This is a genomic window from Streptomyces sp. NBC_00212, from assembly GCF_045206365.1.
Lineage (GTDB): Bacteria > Actinomycetota > Actinomycetes > Streptomycetales > Streptomycetaceae > Streptomyces.
Genome location: NZ_CP108115.1, coordinates 1730926 through 1748522 on the forward strand (window position 1 = coordinate 1730926; position 17597 = coordinate 1748522).

At 67.0% G+C, this 17597-nt stretch carries 6 protein-coding genes; 2 read left to right on the top strand and 4 right to left on the bottom strand.

Going from position 1 to position 17597, the window contains the following annotated elements; genetic code table 11:
• Window positions 1-510 precede the first annotated feature (510 nt).
• Both OHA17_RS08035 and OHA17_RS08040 read left to right on the top strand, forming a co-directional pair.
• Window positions 511-11007, top strand: coding sequence for a LamG-like jellyroll fold domain-containing protein (locus OHA17_RS08035; RefSeq protein WP_406505326.1), 10497 nt, complete (start codon window positions 511-513; stop codon window positions 11005-11007).
• Between the two features lie 9 nt (window positions 11008-11016).
• Window positions 11017-11556, top strand: coding sequence for an SMI1/KNR4 family protein (locus tag OHA17_RS08040; RefSeq protein ID WP_406505328.1), 540 nt, complete (start codon window positions 11017-11019; stop codon window positions 11554-11556).
• Between the two features lie 917 nt (window positions 11557-12473).
• Here OHA17_RS08040 and OHA17_RS08045 read toward each other — a convergent pair.
• From OHA17_RS08045 to cas1e, 4 genes are all read right to left on the bottom strand, one after another.
• Window positions 12474-12617, bottom strand: a complete 144-nt coding sequence (locus tag OHA17_RS08045) for a hypothetical protein (RefSeq protein WP_406505330.1) — start codon at window positions 12615-12617, stop codon at window positions 12474-12476.
• A gap of 624 nt (window positions 12618-13241) precedes the next feature.
• A complete protein-coding gene (locus OHA17_RS08050; RefSeq protein WP_406505332.1) occupies window positions 13242-13439 on the bottom strand; it encodes a hypothetical protein in 198 nt (65 codons plus the stop codon).
• Window positions 13440-16278: 2839 nt separating this feature from the next.
• A complete protein-coding gene (gene cas2e / locus OHA17_RS08055; protein WP_406505334.1) occupies window positions 16279-16626 on the bottom strand; it encodes a type I-E CRISPR-associated endoribonuclease Cas2e in 348 nt (115 codons plus the stop codon).
• A complete protein-coding gene (gene cas1e / locus OHA17_RS08060; protein WP_406505336.1) occupies window positions 16623-17585 on the bottom strand; it encodes a type I-E CRISPR-associated endonuclease Cas1e in 963 nt (320 codons plus the stop codon). The genes cas2e and cas1e overlap by 4 nt, the downstream gene beginning before the upstream one ends.
• Window positions 17586-17597 lie beyond the last annotated feature (12 nt).

Here is a 17597-nt window from a genome sequence, read left to right on the forward strand (position 1 = left end):
GCAGCACCACCCAACCGCCGCAGGCGACATCCCGCGACCGGCAGCCCCAGCGACGGCGGAGGCGGCGAACCCGCCGCGATCATCACCGTCATCAGCCTGACCAGTTCGGTCCGGCCCGGGCTCCATGGAGTGTCACCCCGTGGGACCGGATCGTGAAGAAGCCCATCAGTCGCAATGGCGAATCCAGCATATAGTCCGCTAATCAGACACATGAACGCTATGCCCCATTATCGCCACGGCCATCATGCCGACCAGCAAGGTGACTGACTTCTGCGAACCCTCCCGAACTGACGGTAATGGCAGGGGTGTTGGCCTTGGCGGATCATCGCGGCCCGAGCGTCGTCGTGCGCCGAGATGACGTTCAGAGCGAGAGGTGACTGAAGGGGTTCCTGTGCGTAATTTGTGTCAACCCTGTGTTGGCATGTACAAACCTCTTTGCTGTTGATCATTTCTTGGTAGGGGATCTCTGTGCGCCCTGCGCGTCCGATCGTGCTTTGTGTTGCGTTCCTGATGGCCGTGCTGGCCGGAACGGAACAGGCCGCGCTGGCTGCGCAGCTCGGAAGTCCCATTGCGGTGGGCGAACTGCCGGGCCAGGGATGGGGATCGGCGGCCGGGCGCGGGCACGAGACGTCGCCCGACGCCACGTCGGCGGCGGCCTCGGGCGGGAACAACGGCGCCTTGCGGGCGCCGGGCGAGCTGCCCCGCGACGCCGCTGATGCGTCGAAGAACGCACCTCTCGGTGCGAAGCCGGCCCAGCCCGTCATGGGCAAAGCCGAGCCGGTACCTGCACCCGATGCCGCAAACCTGCACGGTTTCGACGAGCAGGCGAGCAAGGAGCAGGTCGCGGAGCGGGCCCGGCAGGCCCGGACGTTCCTGAACGAGGACGGCACGCGCACCACGCGTTTCTACGACGAGCCTGTCAACTTCCAGGACGGCGGCCAGTGGAAGGAGGTGGACACGCGTCTGGTGCGCTCTGCGGGAGCGCGCACGATGTCCGCGTCCGACCAGGGCTGGGCACCGGCCGCTACGGAGTCGCCGATTTCGTTCGGGGACTACGCGAACAGCGACCCCGTGGTGCAGATCGCCTACGGGCAGGGCGCCTCCGTCGGCTATGCCGTCGAAGGTGCCTCGGCTGCGAAGGGCACCGCGGACGGCAGCGTCATCCGCTACCCGGACATCCGCACGGCTGCGGACCTGGAGCTGCTGGCGGGCAGTGACTCCGTCAAGGAGACCGTTGTCCTCAAGAGCAAGGACGCCCCCACCGAGTGGCGTTTCCCCCTTGCGCTCAACGGGCTGACGGCGCGGCTCGCCGACAAGGGCGGCGTGGACTTCGTCGATGCGGGCGGCACCGTGCAGGCGTGGATGCCCCCGGGCTGGATGGAGGACTCGAAGTCCGCAGAGAACGCCAACCAGGGAGAGATATCCTCCGGCGTCCGCTACAGCCTCGTCGAGGAAGCCGGGCGGCAGATTCTGGTCGTCTCGCTGGACCAGCAGTGGCTTTCTGACCCGGCACGTGTGTTCCCCGTCAAGGTGGACCCCTCCGTCAACCGGTTCGACGCGACCGTGGCCACCTACGTGCAGTACCCGTACAACCAGAACTTCACCAGCGACACGGTGATGAAGGTCGGCACGCCCAATGGCGGCAGCAGCAAGGCGGCCGGGCTGCTGCGGTTCGCGGGCGTGGAGAACACACTCAAGAACGCCTGGGTGCTCAACGCGAACCTGTCGCTGTACAACACGTGGTCCTATTCGTGCGCGGCGCGGCCGGTGACCGTGCACCCGATCACGTCCAACTGGTCGGAGAAGACGACCACCACTTATCCCGGCCCGCCGACGGGCAGCGCACTGGCGTCCAAGAGCTTTGCGCACGGCTGGCGTCCCGCGGGCACCAACAACTGGGCCTGTGGACCGGCCTGGGAGGGGATACCGCTGGGCAGTGACGGCCGTCAGCTGGTGGATGACTGGACGCACGGGCGCAAGCCCAACTATGGACTGGCTCTGAAGACGTCTGAGTCCGACAGCGCGAGCTGGAAGCAGTTCGGCTCGGCCAATTACCCCGGTGGCAAGCCGAGCTTGGATGTGACCTGGAGCAAGTACGGCGCCGCCTATGAGGTGGGCGGGTTCGTGACTCCGGTGACGGCGACGGCGGAAGGGTCGATGAAGGTCACGGTCACCAACCGGGGACAGCAGACCTGGGCCAAGGGCGGCAACATCAAGCTGAAGTACGACCTGTATGACGGCTCCGGCAACCGGCTGGGGGACGCGAGCAAGATCCGCTGGACGCCCATGCCGAACGACGTGGCGCCCGGTTCCAGTGTGACGCTCGAAGCGAAGATCGCTCCGCTGACGCCGGCCACGTACACCCTGGTGTGGACGATGGACGACGTCGGAGTCAGCGCCTTCAACGTGGACGGAGTGCCCGGCTACGCCATCAAGTTCGACGCGGTCAACATCCCCCCGCAGCTCACGGCCGAGGCACCGCCGAGCGGCATGGTGGCGGACTCACTGACCCCCACACTCTGGGCTGAGGGCAAGGACCCCGATCACTACCCCGCCGCCCTGGAGTACTCGTTCGAGGTGTGCGAGGTCAACGGCAAGGACACGCGCGTCAACTGCCGTACCGGTGACCGCAGCGCGGCACAGCAGTGGTCCGTACCCGACACCTGGCTGTCGTGGGGCAAGCAGTACGCCTGGTATGCGTATGCCTACGACGGCAAGGACAACTCGTCCCGCCCCAACCCGGCCTTCTTCACCACCCAAGTGCCGCAGCCTCCCATCACCTCTCATCTTGGGGGCGACGACGGTCAGGAGTTCGGCTACCGGGCGGGCAACTACGCCACCTCGTCGACGGACGCCGCGATGCCGTCCGTGGGACCGGAGCTGGCCGTCAGCCGGACCTACAACTCCCAGGACCCGCGCACGGAGAACGCTTTCGGCCTGGGCTGGATGTCGCGCTTCGACATGCACCTTCAGGGAGTCCCGTGGGGCGGCCCCGGTTCGCTGGTGCGCGTCACCCTTGAGGACGGTTCCCGGATCCAATTCGGCAGGAACCCTGACGGCTCCTATTCCGGTCCGTCCGGCAGCACCATGACGCTCACCTCCCATCAGCTGGCCGGAGACGCCTACAACTGGACACTGCACCTGCGTTCAGGAGTCACCTACCAGTTCACCGGAACCGGGGCGCTTCAATCCATCACCGACAGCGCAGGGCGTGTTCAAAACCTGTCTCGCAGTGATGGCGACGGCGCGTTGCGCTCGGTGACCGATGCCCAGTCCGGACGCTCACTGTCCTTCACCTGGGGCGACAACGGGCACGTGGCCTCCGTGACCACCAGTGCCGTTGGCCCCAAGGCAGCCGGCCTGACCTGGACGTACACCTACAGCGGCAACCGCCTTGCCAAGGTGTGCCCGCCTAGTTCCACCACTGCCTGCACGGTCTACGACTACGAGGACGGCTCGCTCTACCGCACCAGGGTGCTGGACGAGAACCCGGTCTCCTACTGGCGACTGGGCGAGAACGACGGGGCGACGGCCGCCAGCGAGGCGCCGTCGGCAACGGGCGTGAACAGCGCTCTCTATCACAATGTGCAGCTCGCACAGCCCGGCGCGATCACTGGCACCGGCAACACGGCAGCCGGCTTCGACGGCACGAGCTCGTCTGTCGAGCTGCCCCAGAACACGCTGCGCACCAGCACCTTCCTGTCGGTCGAGCTGTGGTTCAAGACTTCTAAGCCCGGTGTGCTGATGGGCTTCCAGAACGGCCGGCTGGAAGACGGCGCGCCGTCCAACTGGACCCCGACCCTGGCGATCGGCGCCGACGGCAAGCTGCGGGGCCAGTACTGGAACGGCAAGGCCCAGCCGATCACCAGCACGGCATCGGTCACGGACGACTCCTGGCACCACGCAGTGCTCACCGGTGCCAGCACCACTCAGTCCCTCTACCTTGACGGCGCCCTCGTGGGCTCGCTCGGCGGAACGATCAGCCACCTCGACCAGTCGTACACGTACCTGGGTGCGGGCTACTCCAGCCCGGCCTGGGACGGCAGTCCGGCGGGGGTGCGGAACTTCGCGGGTCAGATCGACGACGTCGCGGTCTACCAGCACGCCCTCGGCCTGGACGCAGTCAGGGACCACTTCGCGTCCCGTGCGCCCTCTGGACGGATGACCAAGGTCACCAATCCCTCCGGGCGCGTGCACGCCTCCGTTACCTATGACGCCGGGACGGGCCGCGTGGCTCAGACGACAGACCAGAACGGTGGCACCTGGAAGGTTTCGAACCCGGCCTACTCGGCCGGTTCGGCCGCCTACGCGGATGCCGTCCGGGCATCGGGGCCGGCCAACTACTGGCGCCTGGGCGAGCGCAGCGGCGCAGCAGCAACCGATGAGATAGCGAGCGGTGGCGACGGCTCCTACCGCGATGGCGTGCTGCTCGGCGACGCGGGTGTCTTCGCCGACGGCGACAGCAGCGCCATCACCCTCGACGGCACCAAGGGCGCCGTATCCGTCCCCATCGAACCGCTGACCCGCTCCAACGCCCTCTCGGCCGAGCTGTGGTTCCGCACCACCAAAGCGGGCGTTCTGCTGGGCTTGCAGAACGCAGAGCTCGGATCCGTCCCGACGAACTGGGACCCCAGCCTCCTGGTTGACTCCGACGGCCTGCTGCGCGGGCACCTCTTCAACGCCAGCGGAGGTACCGGCGCCATCAAGTCACCGGCCAAGGTGACCGACAACGCCTGGCACCACGTGGTCCTCACCGGTTCCACCAGCGGTCAATCGCTGTACCTGGACGGGACGAAGCTGGGCACGGTGGCCGGCGCCGCCAAGCCGGACGCCGTAGACCACGCCTACCTCGGCGCCGGATACTCCGGCACGCCCTGGGACAACGGCACCCCGGGAACCCGCTACTTCACCGGCCAGCTGGCCGAAACAGCCTTCTACGACAAGGAACTCGACCAGCAGACGGTCTCCGCCCACTACCGGGCCCGTACCCGGCTCCTGACCGGAGGCAGCGACCGCTACCAGGGAACCGTCCTGGCCGACGCCCCGGCACAGTACTGGCGCCTGGACGAGAACACCGGCGCTCAGGCCCGCAACAAGATCGGCGCCTACGGCGGCTACGCCACCTACAACAACGCCACCCTCGGCACCGCCGGCCCCTTCGGCGCGGGAGACGGCTCGGCGGTCACGCTCAACGGCAACAGCAACGTGGCACTTCCCATGGACATCCTGGGAACGCCGAACGAGCTGTCGGCAGAGCTGTGGTTCCGCACAGCCAAGTCGGGTGTGCTGCTGGGCCTGCAGAACGCGGAACTCGGGTCGGCCCCAACCAACTGGAACCCGATCCTCCTGGTGGACTCCGACGGCCTGCTGCGCGGACACCTGTGGAACAGCAACGGTGCCACCGGCGCGATCAAGTCCGTCGAAAAGGTGACCGACAACGAATGGCACCACGCGGTACTCACCGGGTCGTCCAGCGGTCAGTCGCTGTACCTGGACGGGGCGAAGCTGGGCACCGTGTCCGGCGCCGTCAAGACCGAACCCCTCAGCCGCGCCTACCTGGGCGCCGGATACTCCAGCCAGCCCTGGGACAACGGCATCCCGGGAACCCGTTACTTCACCGGCCAGCTGGCCGAAGCAGCCATCTACGGCCGCGCGCTCAGTGACGACCAGGTTGCCGCTCACTACGGCGCCGTCCACTCCTCCAGCACCTCCGCGCTGGCCTCGACCATCACGGTGACCGACCCCCAGGGGCAGACCAGCAGCACCACCTACGACGCGCTGCGCGGCCAGCGCACCGTCAGCTCGACCGATGCCGCAGGCGGCCGGACCGCCTTCGCCTATGACACCGGCGGATTCCTGAACACGGTCACGGACCCCAACGGCCACTTCACCATCACCGGCCATGACACCCGCGGCAACACGGTCTCCACCACCAAGTGCCGTGACATCAATGCCTGCTGGACGTCGTTCACCGAGTACTACTTCAACGCCGCCGACCCGAACGACCTGCGCAACGACAAGCCGGTCGCCATCCGCGACGCCCGCTCGGCCAACCCGGCCGACAACCGCTACAAGACCGCGACGAGCTACACGCCCCTGGGCCTTCCTGCCTCGGTCACCCTGGCCGACGGACGCAGCTCGGCCATGACTTACACCACCGGCACGGAGCCGGCCGTGGGCGGCGGCACCACCCCGGCCGGCCTGGTGGCCTCGACCACCACGCCCGCTGGCGCCACCACCGCCTACACCTACTTCGCCAGTGGCGACATCGCACAGGCCACCGCACCGTCCGGCCTGATCACCACCTACACCTACGACGGGCTTGGCCGGAAGATCACGGAGACCCAGGTCTCCAAGAACACCCCCGCCGGCGTCACCACCACCTACACCTACGACTCCATGTCCCGGGTCACCACCGAGACCGGCGCCGCAGTCAAGAACGAGATAACGGGCACCACACACGCTGCGCAGATCAGCCGGACCTTCGACGACGACGGCAACCTCCTCACCCAGACCAGCGAGGACACGGCCGGAGGCGACACCAAGCGCGTCACCAGCAACCACTATGACGACCACGGCCTCAACGACAGCGCCACCGACGCCGCAGGCAACCAGACCACGTTCGGCCACGACGGCCTGGGCCGGGTGAACCGGCAGACCGACGCGGCAGGAAGCACCTACACCTACACCTACACTCCGCGAGGCCAGCACGCCGAAACGACGCTCAAGGACTGGACGGGGGACCTCTCCGGCCAGACCCACGACCTGGTCGTCGCCTCCAACTCCTACGACCCGGCAGGCCGCCTCGCCACCGTCACCAACGCCATGGGCGCCACCACCGCCTACACCTACTTCGACGACAACCTGCCGGCCACCACTACGGCCAAGCAGGTCACCCAGGCAGACGGCACCAAGCACGACATCGTCCTGGAATCCAACTCCTATGACGGCGCGGGCCACCTGACCCAGCAGGTCACCGGCGGCGGGCGCACCACGGTCGTCAACACCGTGGACGCCACCGGCCGCACCACGGCCAGCACGCTGGACCCGAACGGTCTGAACCGCACCACCACCTACGCCTACGACGCCGACGACCGCATCACCGGTCAGACGCGCACCGTCGACGGCTCCGGCACCAAGCAGACCGTCTCCACCGTGTACGACACAGCCGGCAACCCCACCAAGTCGACCCTCTCCGACGGCACCACCAGCCGCATCACCACGCAGACGTACGACGACCGCGGCCTGACGACCTCTCAGGTCAGCCCCCGCGGCAACACCACCGGCGCTGATGCTGCCGCGTACACGACCACGAGCCGCTACGACTCGCTGGGCCGCCTGGTGCAGCAGACCGCGCCCCCGGCCTCGGTAGAGGACAACGGCGCCGCCGCCCAGACCGTGCAGGCCACCACCCGTACCGGCTACAACACCTTCGGCGAGCCCACCGAAACCCAGGACGCCCGCGGCGCCGTCACGCGCAACGAGATCGACAGCCTCGGCCGCACCACCGCCGTCACGCTGCCCGACTACACCCCACCCGGCGGCGCAAAGATCACCGCGGTCTCGCGCACCCGCTATGACGCCCTGGGACACGTCGCCAGCACCATCGACCCGCTGGGCCGCACCACCACCTTCGCCTATGACCAGCTGGGCCAGCTGGTCCAGAAAACGGACCCGTCCCTGGGCAAGAGCCTCAACCAGGGCCTGACCACCAGCACGACGACGGACGTAAGCGGAGCCGGCGTGAGCCGCTACAGCTGGACACCCACCGGCCTGCAGCTCTCCGCCACCGGCCCCACCGGAGCACGGACCGAATCGACCTACGACGAACTCGGTCGCCGGATCACGGCCACCACCATCGAGCGCTACCCCACGCAGCAGAACCTGACCACTCGCTATACGTGGGACGACGCGAGCAACCAGACCGCGTCCACCACGCCCGGAAGCCACACCACCACCGCCACCTACAACGCGGCCGGTGAACCCACGACCGCCACCGATGCGATGGGCGGCATCACCAAGTCTGACTACGACGGCCTCGGCCGCCAGACCCAGACCGTCGACGCCACCGGCCGTAAGAGCACCATGGCCTACGACGTCCTCGGCAACCAGACCGCCCTGACGGATTACGCGACAGGAACCACCGCACTGCGCACGGTTTCCGCGGAGTTCGACGCCGACGGCAACCGCACGGCCGCCGTCTCGGCAACTGGAACCCGCACCACGTACGCCTTCGACGCTCTGGGTCGCATGACCCAGCAGGTCGAACCTGTCGCCGACGGCCGCGCCATCACCACACGCTTCGGCTACGACGCCGCAGGCAACCGCACCCGTCTCACCGACGGCCGCGGAAACTCCACGATCTACACCTTCACCCCGTGGAACCTGCCGGAATCGAGCGTCGAACCGGCAACGACCGCGCACCCGGCCGCAGCCGACCGCACCTGGACCACCGTCTACGACGCAGCAGGCCAGAGCATCTCGGAGTCCCTGCCCGGCGGCGTCAGGCGCGACCGCACCTACGACGCACTCGGCCACCTGACCGCCGAGACCGGCACCGGATCCGAAGCCGCCACCACCGCAAGGTCACTGCAGTACGACCTGGCCGGCCACATGACCTCCGCCGGAACGGACGGCCTGCTCGGCCGCAACACCTACACCTACAACGACCGCGGCCAACTCCTCACCAGCGACGGCCCAGGCGGCAAGACCGGCTACGCCTACGACGCCGACGGCAACATGACCCAGCGCACCACGAAGGCGGGCGCCACCCTCTACGGCTACGACGCCGCCAACCGCATCACCTGGACCCAGGACGCAATCACCCAGAACCAGATCTGGTCCTCCTACGACGCCGCAGGCCGACCCACCCTGAACCAGTACGCCGTCATACCCCAGGGCGGGAAGACCTGGGCAGACTCCGTCGTATCCGCCCGCCGCGCGTTCGACTACGACAGCCTCGGCCGCCTCGCCGACGACAAGCTCACCGACCCGAACGGAACGAACGAGACGGCGTCGACCGCGTACACCTATGACCTCGACGACCGCCTGACGAAGAAGAACACCAAGGGAACAGCCGGAGCAGCCGACAACACCTACGGCTATGACCAGGCAGGCCGCATGACCTCCTGGAACAACGGCACCACCACCACGCCCTACGGCTGGGACGACGCCGGCAACCGCACCACAGCAGGCTCGACGACCTCGTCCTACGACGAACGCAACCGCCTACTCAGTGACGGCACCGCCACGTACGCTTACACAGCCCGCGGGACCCTCTCCTCAGTCACCGGACTCGCCGGAGGACCCCGCAACCTGACCTTCGACGCCTTCGAACGCAAAATCACCGACGGCGCCACGAACCTCGCCTACGACTCACTCGACCGCGTCCGCCAGAACGGCCAGACCACCTTCAGCTACGACGGCGGCTCCAACAACCTCACCGATGACGGCACCAGCCAGTACACCCGTACCCCAGACGGTTCCCTGCAGGGCATGACCAGCGGCACCACCCGCCAATGGGCGGTCACCGACCAGCACACCGACCTCGTCGCCGGCCTCACTCCCGACGGCAAGGCGCTCGTCGGCTCCACCGCCTACAGCCCGTTCGGAGAGAAGGCAGCCTCCACCGGCAGCAACTCGACACTCGGCTACCAGTCAGGCTGGACAGACCCGGTCTCCGGAGACGTCAACATGGCGGCCCGCTGGTACGCGCCAGGCGGCGGCAGCTTTGACTCGCGGGACACGCTGCAACTTGCCCCAACTCCCTCGGCCCAGGCCAATCGCTACACGTACGGGACCGGCGGTCCACTGAACGGAACAGATCCCAACGGGCACTGGTGGAACCCCAGCCGCTACTACGACACTCTGATGACGTTCGCAAGACCATCCTTTTGGGGCGCCTTCTCTGTCTTCTACCTTGGCGGAGACGACACCATCGGCAGCGGCACGTGCGGAATCCTCGTTGACCGCTGCACGAGCAAGCGTCTCAGTAACAGCCTCAGCCAGCAGGCCAACTCCATGCGCGAAGGTTGGACGTCTGCGCGGATCACCGGCTCTTGGTCCAGCGGGTCCAGTGGCCGTGGTCGAGGCACGCACTCGGGAAGCAAATACCACTCTGGTGGTGGACGGCAAAAGACCTGCAATGGCTCGTGCGGTAGGACCATCACCACTCCCCGCCCCCCGGAGATCGACCAGAATCCCAACAACGGAAAGAACCCCGCGCCCGCACCCCCTCGGCCACCGCTACTCCCTGTCGTCCCCGTGGCGACATGGGTAGTCGGGCAAGGCGTAAACGCCGTACTGTCAGTGCAGGCAGCCCTTGACTCAATCCTGACCATTTTCGTTCCGAAGCTCATCAACGACGGAAGAGAACTGTTTCAGCCGTCCCCAGACGATGGTTCCGGTGGCAAGAACCGAGGCCGAACGCGCGACGATGGCAGGTGTGATGACGGGCCGGGGTTCAGCTCCACTGGCCACGTCACCTATCTGCCGCGGGAACGGTACTACGACGCCTTCGAGGGCAGCGAACAGTGTCGCGCGACTGGGGTCTCCGGCATCATCGACGGCAGCGACTATAATCCTGGCCGCAAGCGCCCTGGAACCAATACGAACAGTTCCACGCGGCCACCGGGAATGCGTGAGATCGATGAGCTCGAAGGAGGGGATCCCGCTAACGGTCATCTGCAGCCAGCGGCTACTACAGGTTCCGGAATCGACCTGAGGAATCTGGTTGCTGAATATGAAAAGACAAACACCCCCTACTTGAGCACCGGCGTGGAGAAGGACCTGGTGCAGCCGATCAAGCAGGGTAAGCATGTTGCTTTCTCGATTATCCCTCGGTACGAGGTAGATGATGCGGGGAATGATCGTTCACACTCCGGCATACCGTCGGCCATCGAGTACAACATCAATATTATTGAGGACGACGTTTCAAAGCACTGCGTCGTCTATCAGAACCCAAAGGGGGGTCGGGTTACTGGAACCCCAAATTGTCGCAAGATGTAGGAGAATAGAATGAGTCGATACCTGGAGTCCCTGTTCCAGATGATGGGACATTATGAGAACGTCCCATCACGCACGGAGGAATGGCGAGAGATCGAAGACGAGTTCGCGTTGAATCTCCCTCTGGATTTTAAGAAATTCATTGAGGGTTACGCCCCAGTGGAGCTGAACAACCGCCTCCGTTTCAAGCATCCAAGTACCGAGAGGCGGAACCTTTTGTGTTGGATGCGGGAGACCGTGGAGGCATTCCAGGAGTGTGAATGGGAGGAGATTACTGCACCCTCTCTCGACCCCAAGCACCTGTCATTCGGGAACGGTGGGCTGGTTCCCTTGGCGTCCACGAATGGAGGCGAGTACCTCTTTCTGCTCGCCAGGCCCGGCGATGCCGCACCGCTGCTCGTAGTGCACGTCGGAGACGATGACGACTTCTACGAGTACGACATGAGCTTTGCCGAGTGGCTCTATCGCTATCTGGCCGACGAGGAAATGGCTGGGCCAAACAGCAGCCTCGGCTGGGCCGGTCCTATACAGGTGCACAAGCTCCCCACGTGACGCGGGGTCAAGTCCTCCCCGCCGACGCAGGGGTGCGCCGGTCCGCGCGCGAATCCCCTACCAGAAGTAGTTCCCCGCTGGTGGGGGCCCGTGGTGCCGCGTGCTCCGCATCGGCCGCAGCACGCGGGTCACACCGCGTCTCTGCTTCGAGTGCCCGATAGCGGCGAGCCCGAGTACAACGGAGCCCACGAAGGAGACTTCTGACCATCCTGACCAGACACGCGAAGGGGCCCCGCCGGAGCAAGCTTAGGTTCTAGTAGTCCTTGTACCCCCAGCTCGGGGGATGCAATGGACTTCAAGATCCGTGCGAGCCGCAAGGAACACGGGCCCCGGAAGCTGCAGCGGGAACGGGAAGAATACTCCCGGCTCGTGCAGCTGTGATTCGGCAACGTAGACGCGAGCCGACGTGTCGGTGTCAGGACCGTTCGGGGGCGTGAGGTCAGGCGCTGGCCGCGCCGTCCATGGTGATGACGCCGCCGGTCATGTAGGCGGCATTCGAGGTCAGCAGGAAGCCCACGAGCGCCGCGACTTCGTCGAGCCGACCGAGGCGTCTCGCAGGACATGGCGCCCGGTGGGTAGTACAACCTCGGCAGGCAAGTCGACAGGAACGGCCTGCCGACTCCCACGTTCGCAACCAGATGTACGGAGACTCGGAGATGCCGCCGCCTTCTCCGCCCCGGTGATCGAGGCAGGCGGGCGGATCTTCGACGTGTAACCAGGCACGCAGATCGTCGACTGCAGGTTCGCCTGCGTGACGGCCCGCGTGATGCTCACGGCGCGCATCGGCGCGTTCTTGGCGAGCCGGTGCCCCGACGGCGCAGCAGGCGCTAGAACCGGGCCAGATCGTCCACGCCGACGCCGGACCAGTCACATCGCAGTCATCCAGCATGAGCCACCAGGACGCCAGACCGTGCACATCAGCCCCGCACCTTATGGAGCGAATACCCCTCCTGCCGGGGGTATTCCAGGCACTCCTCGGCCGGCCTGACGACCTGCCACTGACGGTCAAGGACGACATAGGTGACCGCGTCGCCGATCACCACACGCTGCCGAACAGCCATGACAACGACCATAGACGGTGACCGAAGGCTGGGGTCGGCGTCGACAACAACATCACTGTCGCGAGCGAACTACCCAGGATAGACACTTATATTGCTCGCGAAACAGTTGTTCAGCCGATCGCAGTATCGCCAGCGGCACCCCAACTCGCCCCCGGACTACCACCTGATCGCCCCAGAGTTGGGCGGCGACCCCACTGCCCCGGAATCTGTGGGTCCGCCGTCACAGGGCCACAATGCAGGCGCCGGCCCCAACAACCAGAAGGACAGCGTCGAGTCCAAGCTCCATACAGCCACCTGCTCCGGCAAGGTCCAACGGGCAGCCGCGCAGAGTCCGATCTCGGCGAACTCGACGACCCCGCTGGCCAAACTCGGTCTCACGTAGTGTCGGCCCCCGCATCGGGCGGCCCGCTCACCGCATCGGCTGCGAACGACCAAGGCCGATACGGCAGGGTGAGGAAAGTGCCGCCCCAGCGTGAAACCCACTCCGCGGGCCGCCGTAGCAAGCACTGCACCCCACAGAGAAGGCGGGCGAGGTGAACAGCGAAGCGGGCCCCGTAGTCCGGCCCGAAACGCCCCGAGGGGCAGCCCACATCGGATGCGCTGCCCCTCGGCTTGTTCACTGGGTCAACGGCGGCACCGGATGCTCGTCACCACCCAGGTGAGGGCCGCCAGGACGAGACCGAGCACTCCGAGCACGACCACGTCGACGAGCGCGTGGACAACGCCCGCACTCACAGCCTCGACGAAGTGCGCGGTCCGCGCCGGAGCAAACATCAGCACCCCGGCCGTAATGCCCAGGAGGAACACGGCGGCGACGATCACTACGCCGGGCGTTCCTCCACCTCTGGGCGGGGGTAAGGGCATACTGCCCATGAGACCTGCCTTTCTCTAACCGGTTCGGTGGGCGCTCCCGCCGGGGCTTCGTGGAGCTGTGAGAGGTGAAGCGGGTCCCGGCGGGAAATCTTTGAGCGCGGCTACGTCTGGGCGTGTACAGATAGTTCACCAACCTGGACGTCTGGTTGGGCACCGCCCCCCATGATGGCCGGGTGAGGCACCCATTCCCACCACCCCATCAGAGACGCGGCGTTGGCCGCGACAAGGGCCATTCGGAGTGCGGCCGCTCGCTAAGTACGGCCCGGCCCTGCCATCGTTACCCCACGCCATACAGCGAGACCTAGCGGTAGCCCACGACCGTCGACGCATGCTCGATGGGCGCCAACACGTAGGCCGCCAGAAGTCGGTACGCGACGATGCGGCGGAGGCCAGACCTTGCATCTGGGGCCGCGTGCGCAGGCCCCGGCCAGCCAAGGTCCCAGACTTCATGGGGCTTTGATCAGTGTGCGCGAGCTGAGGACAGGCAGCTTCCGAACGGTCAGACACACGCCGCCGATACGTATTTCCGCTTGCGATCGTGACCTTGAAAGGGCCTTGCTCTATGGCCCAGCGGGGACGGCCTTGCATCCCAAGCTCCTCTCGAAGTGGGCCCGCTGACTACGAGCCCCTCGACGTTCCCAAGCGCCATGGGAGCACAGCAGGCTGGCGCCGGGAAGGCAAGTTGGCGAACGTAGTAAAGAGGTAGGCACCGTGCAGTAGCGCAAGTAGGCCGTCGGGGCTGGAGATGGGCCTCAAACATTTCCAGCCCCGATATCCCCACGTGCACAGGGAGCAGAACCGAGGCCCACCGGAGGTGGCCCAACGCGTAGGACCATCCCGCGTGCGCGGGGAGCAGCCTTGTCCAGTGCGCCGAGGGTGTCGAACAGCGGGACCATCCCCGCATGCGCGGGGAGCAGTACCGATGCCCCGCCCGTACGTACTGCTGAGCGGGACCATCCCTGCGTGCGCGGGGAGCAATGTTTGGCACTCTTAACTACCGGGCCATCCCCGCACGGCGGGGATCCAACAAGCCGATTATGCGCCGTCCGCTTCCCCTTGCTAGGGGCTTCGGGCCAGCCGCTGACGACGCCACGAACGCGACGCCCCTCGCAAAACCAGGCCGACCGGGCCTTCAGCTAGCCTCTCGGCGTGCACGGGGAGCAGTTCACCACCCAACCGGCGATTTTGGCACAGCCGGGACCATCCCCGCGTGCACAGGGAGCAGTTGTCGAAGTGGTTGCTGCGGCCGCAGTCCTCGGGACCATCCCCGCATACACGGGGAGCAGATCTCGTTGTAGAGCACGGAGGCGGCCACGGTAGGACCATCCCCGCGTGCACGGGGAGCAGCGGCGCGGTCGGGTGAGCACCGGCTCGCCCGCGGGACCATCCCCGCGTGCGTGGGGAGCAGCCATGGCCGGGGATCCGTCGTCCGACGTCGGCAGAACCATCCCCCCGTTCGTGGGTAGCAGATCTTGAGGAGGTTCTCCAGGAAGGGTTTGAAGGGACCATCCCCGCGTTCGCGGGGAACAGTTCGTGGTCGTGGGTGGCGTGCGCGAGCACGTCGAGACCATCCCCGCGTGCACGGGAAGCAGATGGGCTCGTACGCCCCCGCGCTCGCCACGTGGGGACCACCCCCGCGTACGCGGGGAGCAGCGGAGTCCGAGACGGGCGATGGGGCCGAGGTGGGGACCATCCCCGCGTGCGTGGGGAGCAGTCCGCCCGCTCGCCCCCGTTGATCGCCTTGGCGGGACCATCCCCGCGTGCGTGGGGAGCAGTCTTCGCGGCGGCGGGCGAGGTTGTCGAGCATGGGACCATCCCCGCGTGCGTGGGGAGCAGGCCGTCCTGCAGTCGATTCCAGGATCCACGGCGGGACCATCCCCGCGTGCGTGGGGAGCAGTGATTCCTGGGCCTATGCGACGACCAGGCGTCGGGACCATCCCCGCGTGCGTGGGGAGCAGTTCCCACCAGCGGGCGCTTTTCCGGCAAGCGCGGGACCATCCCCGCGTGCGTGGGGAGCAGGGTGGGTGTGAACCAGGTTGAGACCGGGCGAGGTGGACCATCCCCGCGTGCGTGGGGAGCAGTCTGGGTCAGGCGCCGCATGCGCGGGTCATCGGGGACCATCCCCGCGTGCGTGGGGAGCAGCAGGTCGGCGAACAGCCGTACGCGGGTGCCGGGGGACCATCCCCGCGTGCGTGGGGAGCAGGGGGTCGTGGCGAGCGGGTCACGTACGGGCAGGGGACCATCCCCGCGTGCGTGGGGAGCAGCCGGCAGCGGAACGGGTGATCCGCAGAGCCTCGGGACCATCCCCGCGTGCGTGGGGAGCAGCTCGAACCCGAGAGCCTGGCGCTCCTCTTCCCCGGACCATCCCCGCGTGCGTGGGGAGCAGGGCACCTCCCTGCCGTCGAGGTCATCGGTGTCGGGACCATCCCCGCGTGCGTGGGGAGCAGCAATCCCTGACCGCGGTCCGCCCCCAACCGGGGGGACCATCCCCGCGTGCGTGGGGAGCAGGACAAGACGACGTCGGCCGCAGTCAGCGGCTTGGGACCATCCCCGCGTGCGTGGGGAGCAGATGCTGACCTGGCTCGGTCTGGTGATCGCCACGGGACCATCCCCGCGTGCGTGGGGAGCAGACCAGGGGAGTGGTGAGCGAGCAGTCGATCTGGGGACCATCCCCGCGTGCGTGGGGAGCAGGCTGCCTGAACTGGGGGTTTGTAGGCGGGCAAGCTCGTTTTTCCTCACTTGCAGTGAACCCGGCATATAGGTGCTATAGGTCAATTCCGCCCGCTCCTCAGTGCTTCCCGAATCTGCGGCGCTTCGCGGCGTTGCTCCATCCAGGTTTGGGGGTGGTAGCAGCGGTCGGTTTGGTGGTGAGCCGGCGGATCAGGGTGAGGCCCTCGTGGTCGGTGGGGTGCCAGGTGTGGTCGTGGGTGCGGAAGGTGTAGCCCTGTTCGGTGTCGGTCGTGTGGGCAAGGAGGGCACGGCCTTGGTTGGCGTACTGCTGGACTTCGGTCCAGAGAGCGTCGCGGATGCGGGTGTTGGGGTTGCCGATGAAGACGCCCGGTGAGATCTCCAGGAGCCAGCGGGTGAGGAACCCCCGTAGGCCGGCGGGGCAGTTGGTGAGCACGATGACGGTCACCAGGCGTCTCCGTAGGGGTCGTGGTTGTGGCCGGCGGGCAGGAGCGTGTCGCCGTCGGTCTGGAGGGTGACGGTGTCGGTGAATTGGTCTGGAGCGGTGTCGGGTCCGGGGGTGGACTGGCCGAGGAGGAGGTGTTTGATGTCGGTGAGGCAGCGGTCCATGAGGCCGGTGCGGTGGATTTGATCGCGTAGGGCGCGACGGGTTCGGGGGCCTGGGTCCTCGGCGCTCTCGGCTGCGATGTCGAAGGCGAGGGGGATGCCGATCTCGGTTTTGTAGAGGTCAGCGATGTCCAGGACGAAGGAGAGTTCGTGGCCGGAGTGGATGAAGCCGAGTGCGGGTGAGCAGCCGAGTGCGGTGACGACGGCGTGGGCGATTCCGTACATGCCTTGGGCGGCTGCGGTGACGGCTTGGTTGACGGTGTCTCCGGCGGTGAAGTCGCCGGGGGTGTATTGGCGTCCGCGCCAGGCGATGCCGGTGCGTTGGGCGTGCTGTTGGTAGCACTGTTTGACGCGTCGGCCTTCACGGCCCAGGAGTTCCTGGCGGGTGAGGCCGGCCGGGTCCTCGTCGGGGAACCGCAGCCGGTACATGGCGCGGGCCACAGTGAGGCGGGTGCGCCGGTTGGCCCAGGCGGTGGCCTGGGCCTCGGCGAGGGCTGAGGAGCGGCTGAGGGCGCGGCCGGCGGCGTAGTAGCGGACGCCGTGTTCACCGACCCAGACCACGGCGGCACCGGTCTCCCCCAGCACGCTCATCGCCTGGTGGGTGATGCGGGTGCCGGGGCCGAGCAGGAGGGTGGCGATGGTGGCGGACGGGATGTGGGTGATGCCGTCGGCGTCCTCCGCGGTGATGGCGTTGGCGTCGCGGTGGATGGTGCACCGTTCGAGGTAGACGAAGGAGATGCGGTCGCTGGCGCGGGTGAGTTCGCGTGGGCTGGACTGGGGCCGCTGGCCGACGGTGGTCACGGGTGCGGCTCC

What these genes read in the sequence shown, in the direction of transcription:
- OHA17_RS08040 (WP_406505328.1), top strand. Translation starts at nt 11,017, where the DNA reads ATGAGTCGATACCTGGAGTCCCTGTTCCAGATGATGGGACATTATGAG.
- OHA17_RS08045 (WP_406505330.1), bottom strand. Translation starts at nt 12,617, where the DNA reads ATGGCTGTTCGGCAGCGTGTGGTGATCGGCGACGCGGTCACCTATGTC.
- OHA17_RS08035 (WP_406505326.1), top strand. Translation starts at nt 511, where the DNA reads ATGGCCGTGCTGGCCGGAACGGAACAGGCCGCGCTGGCTGCGCAGCTC.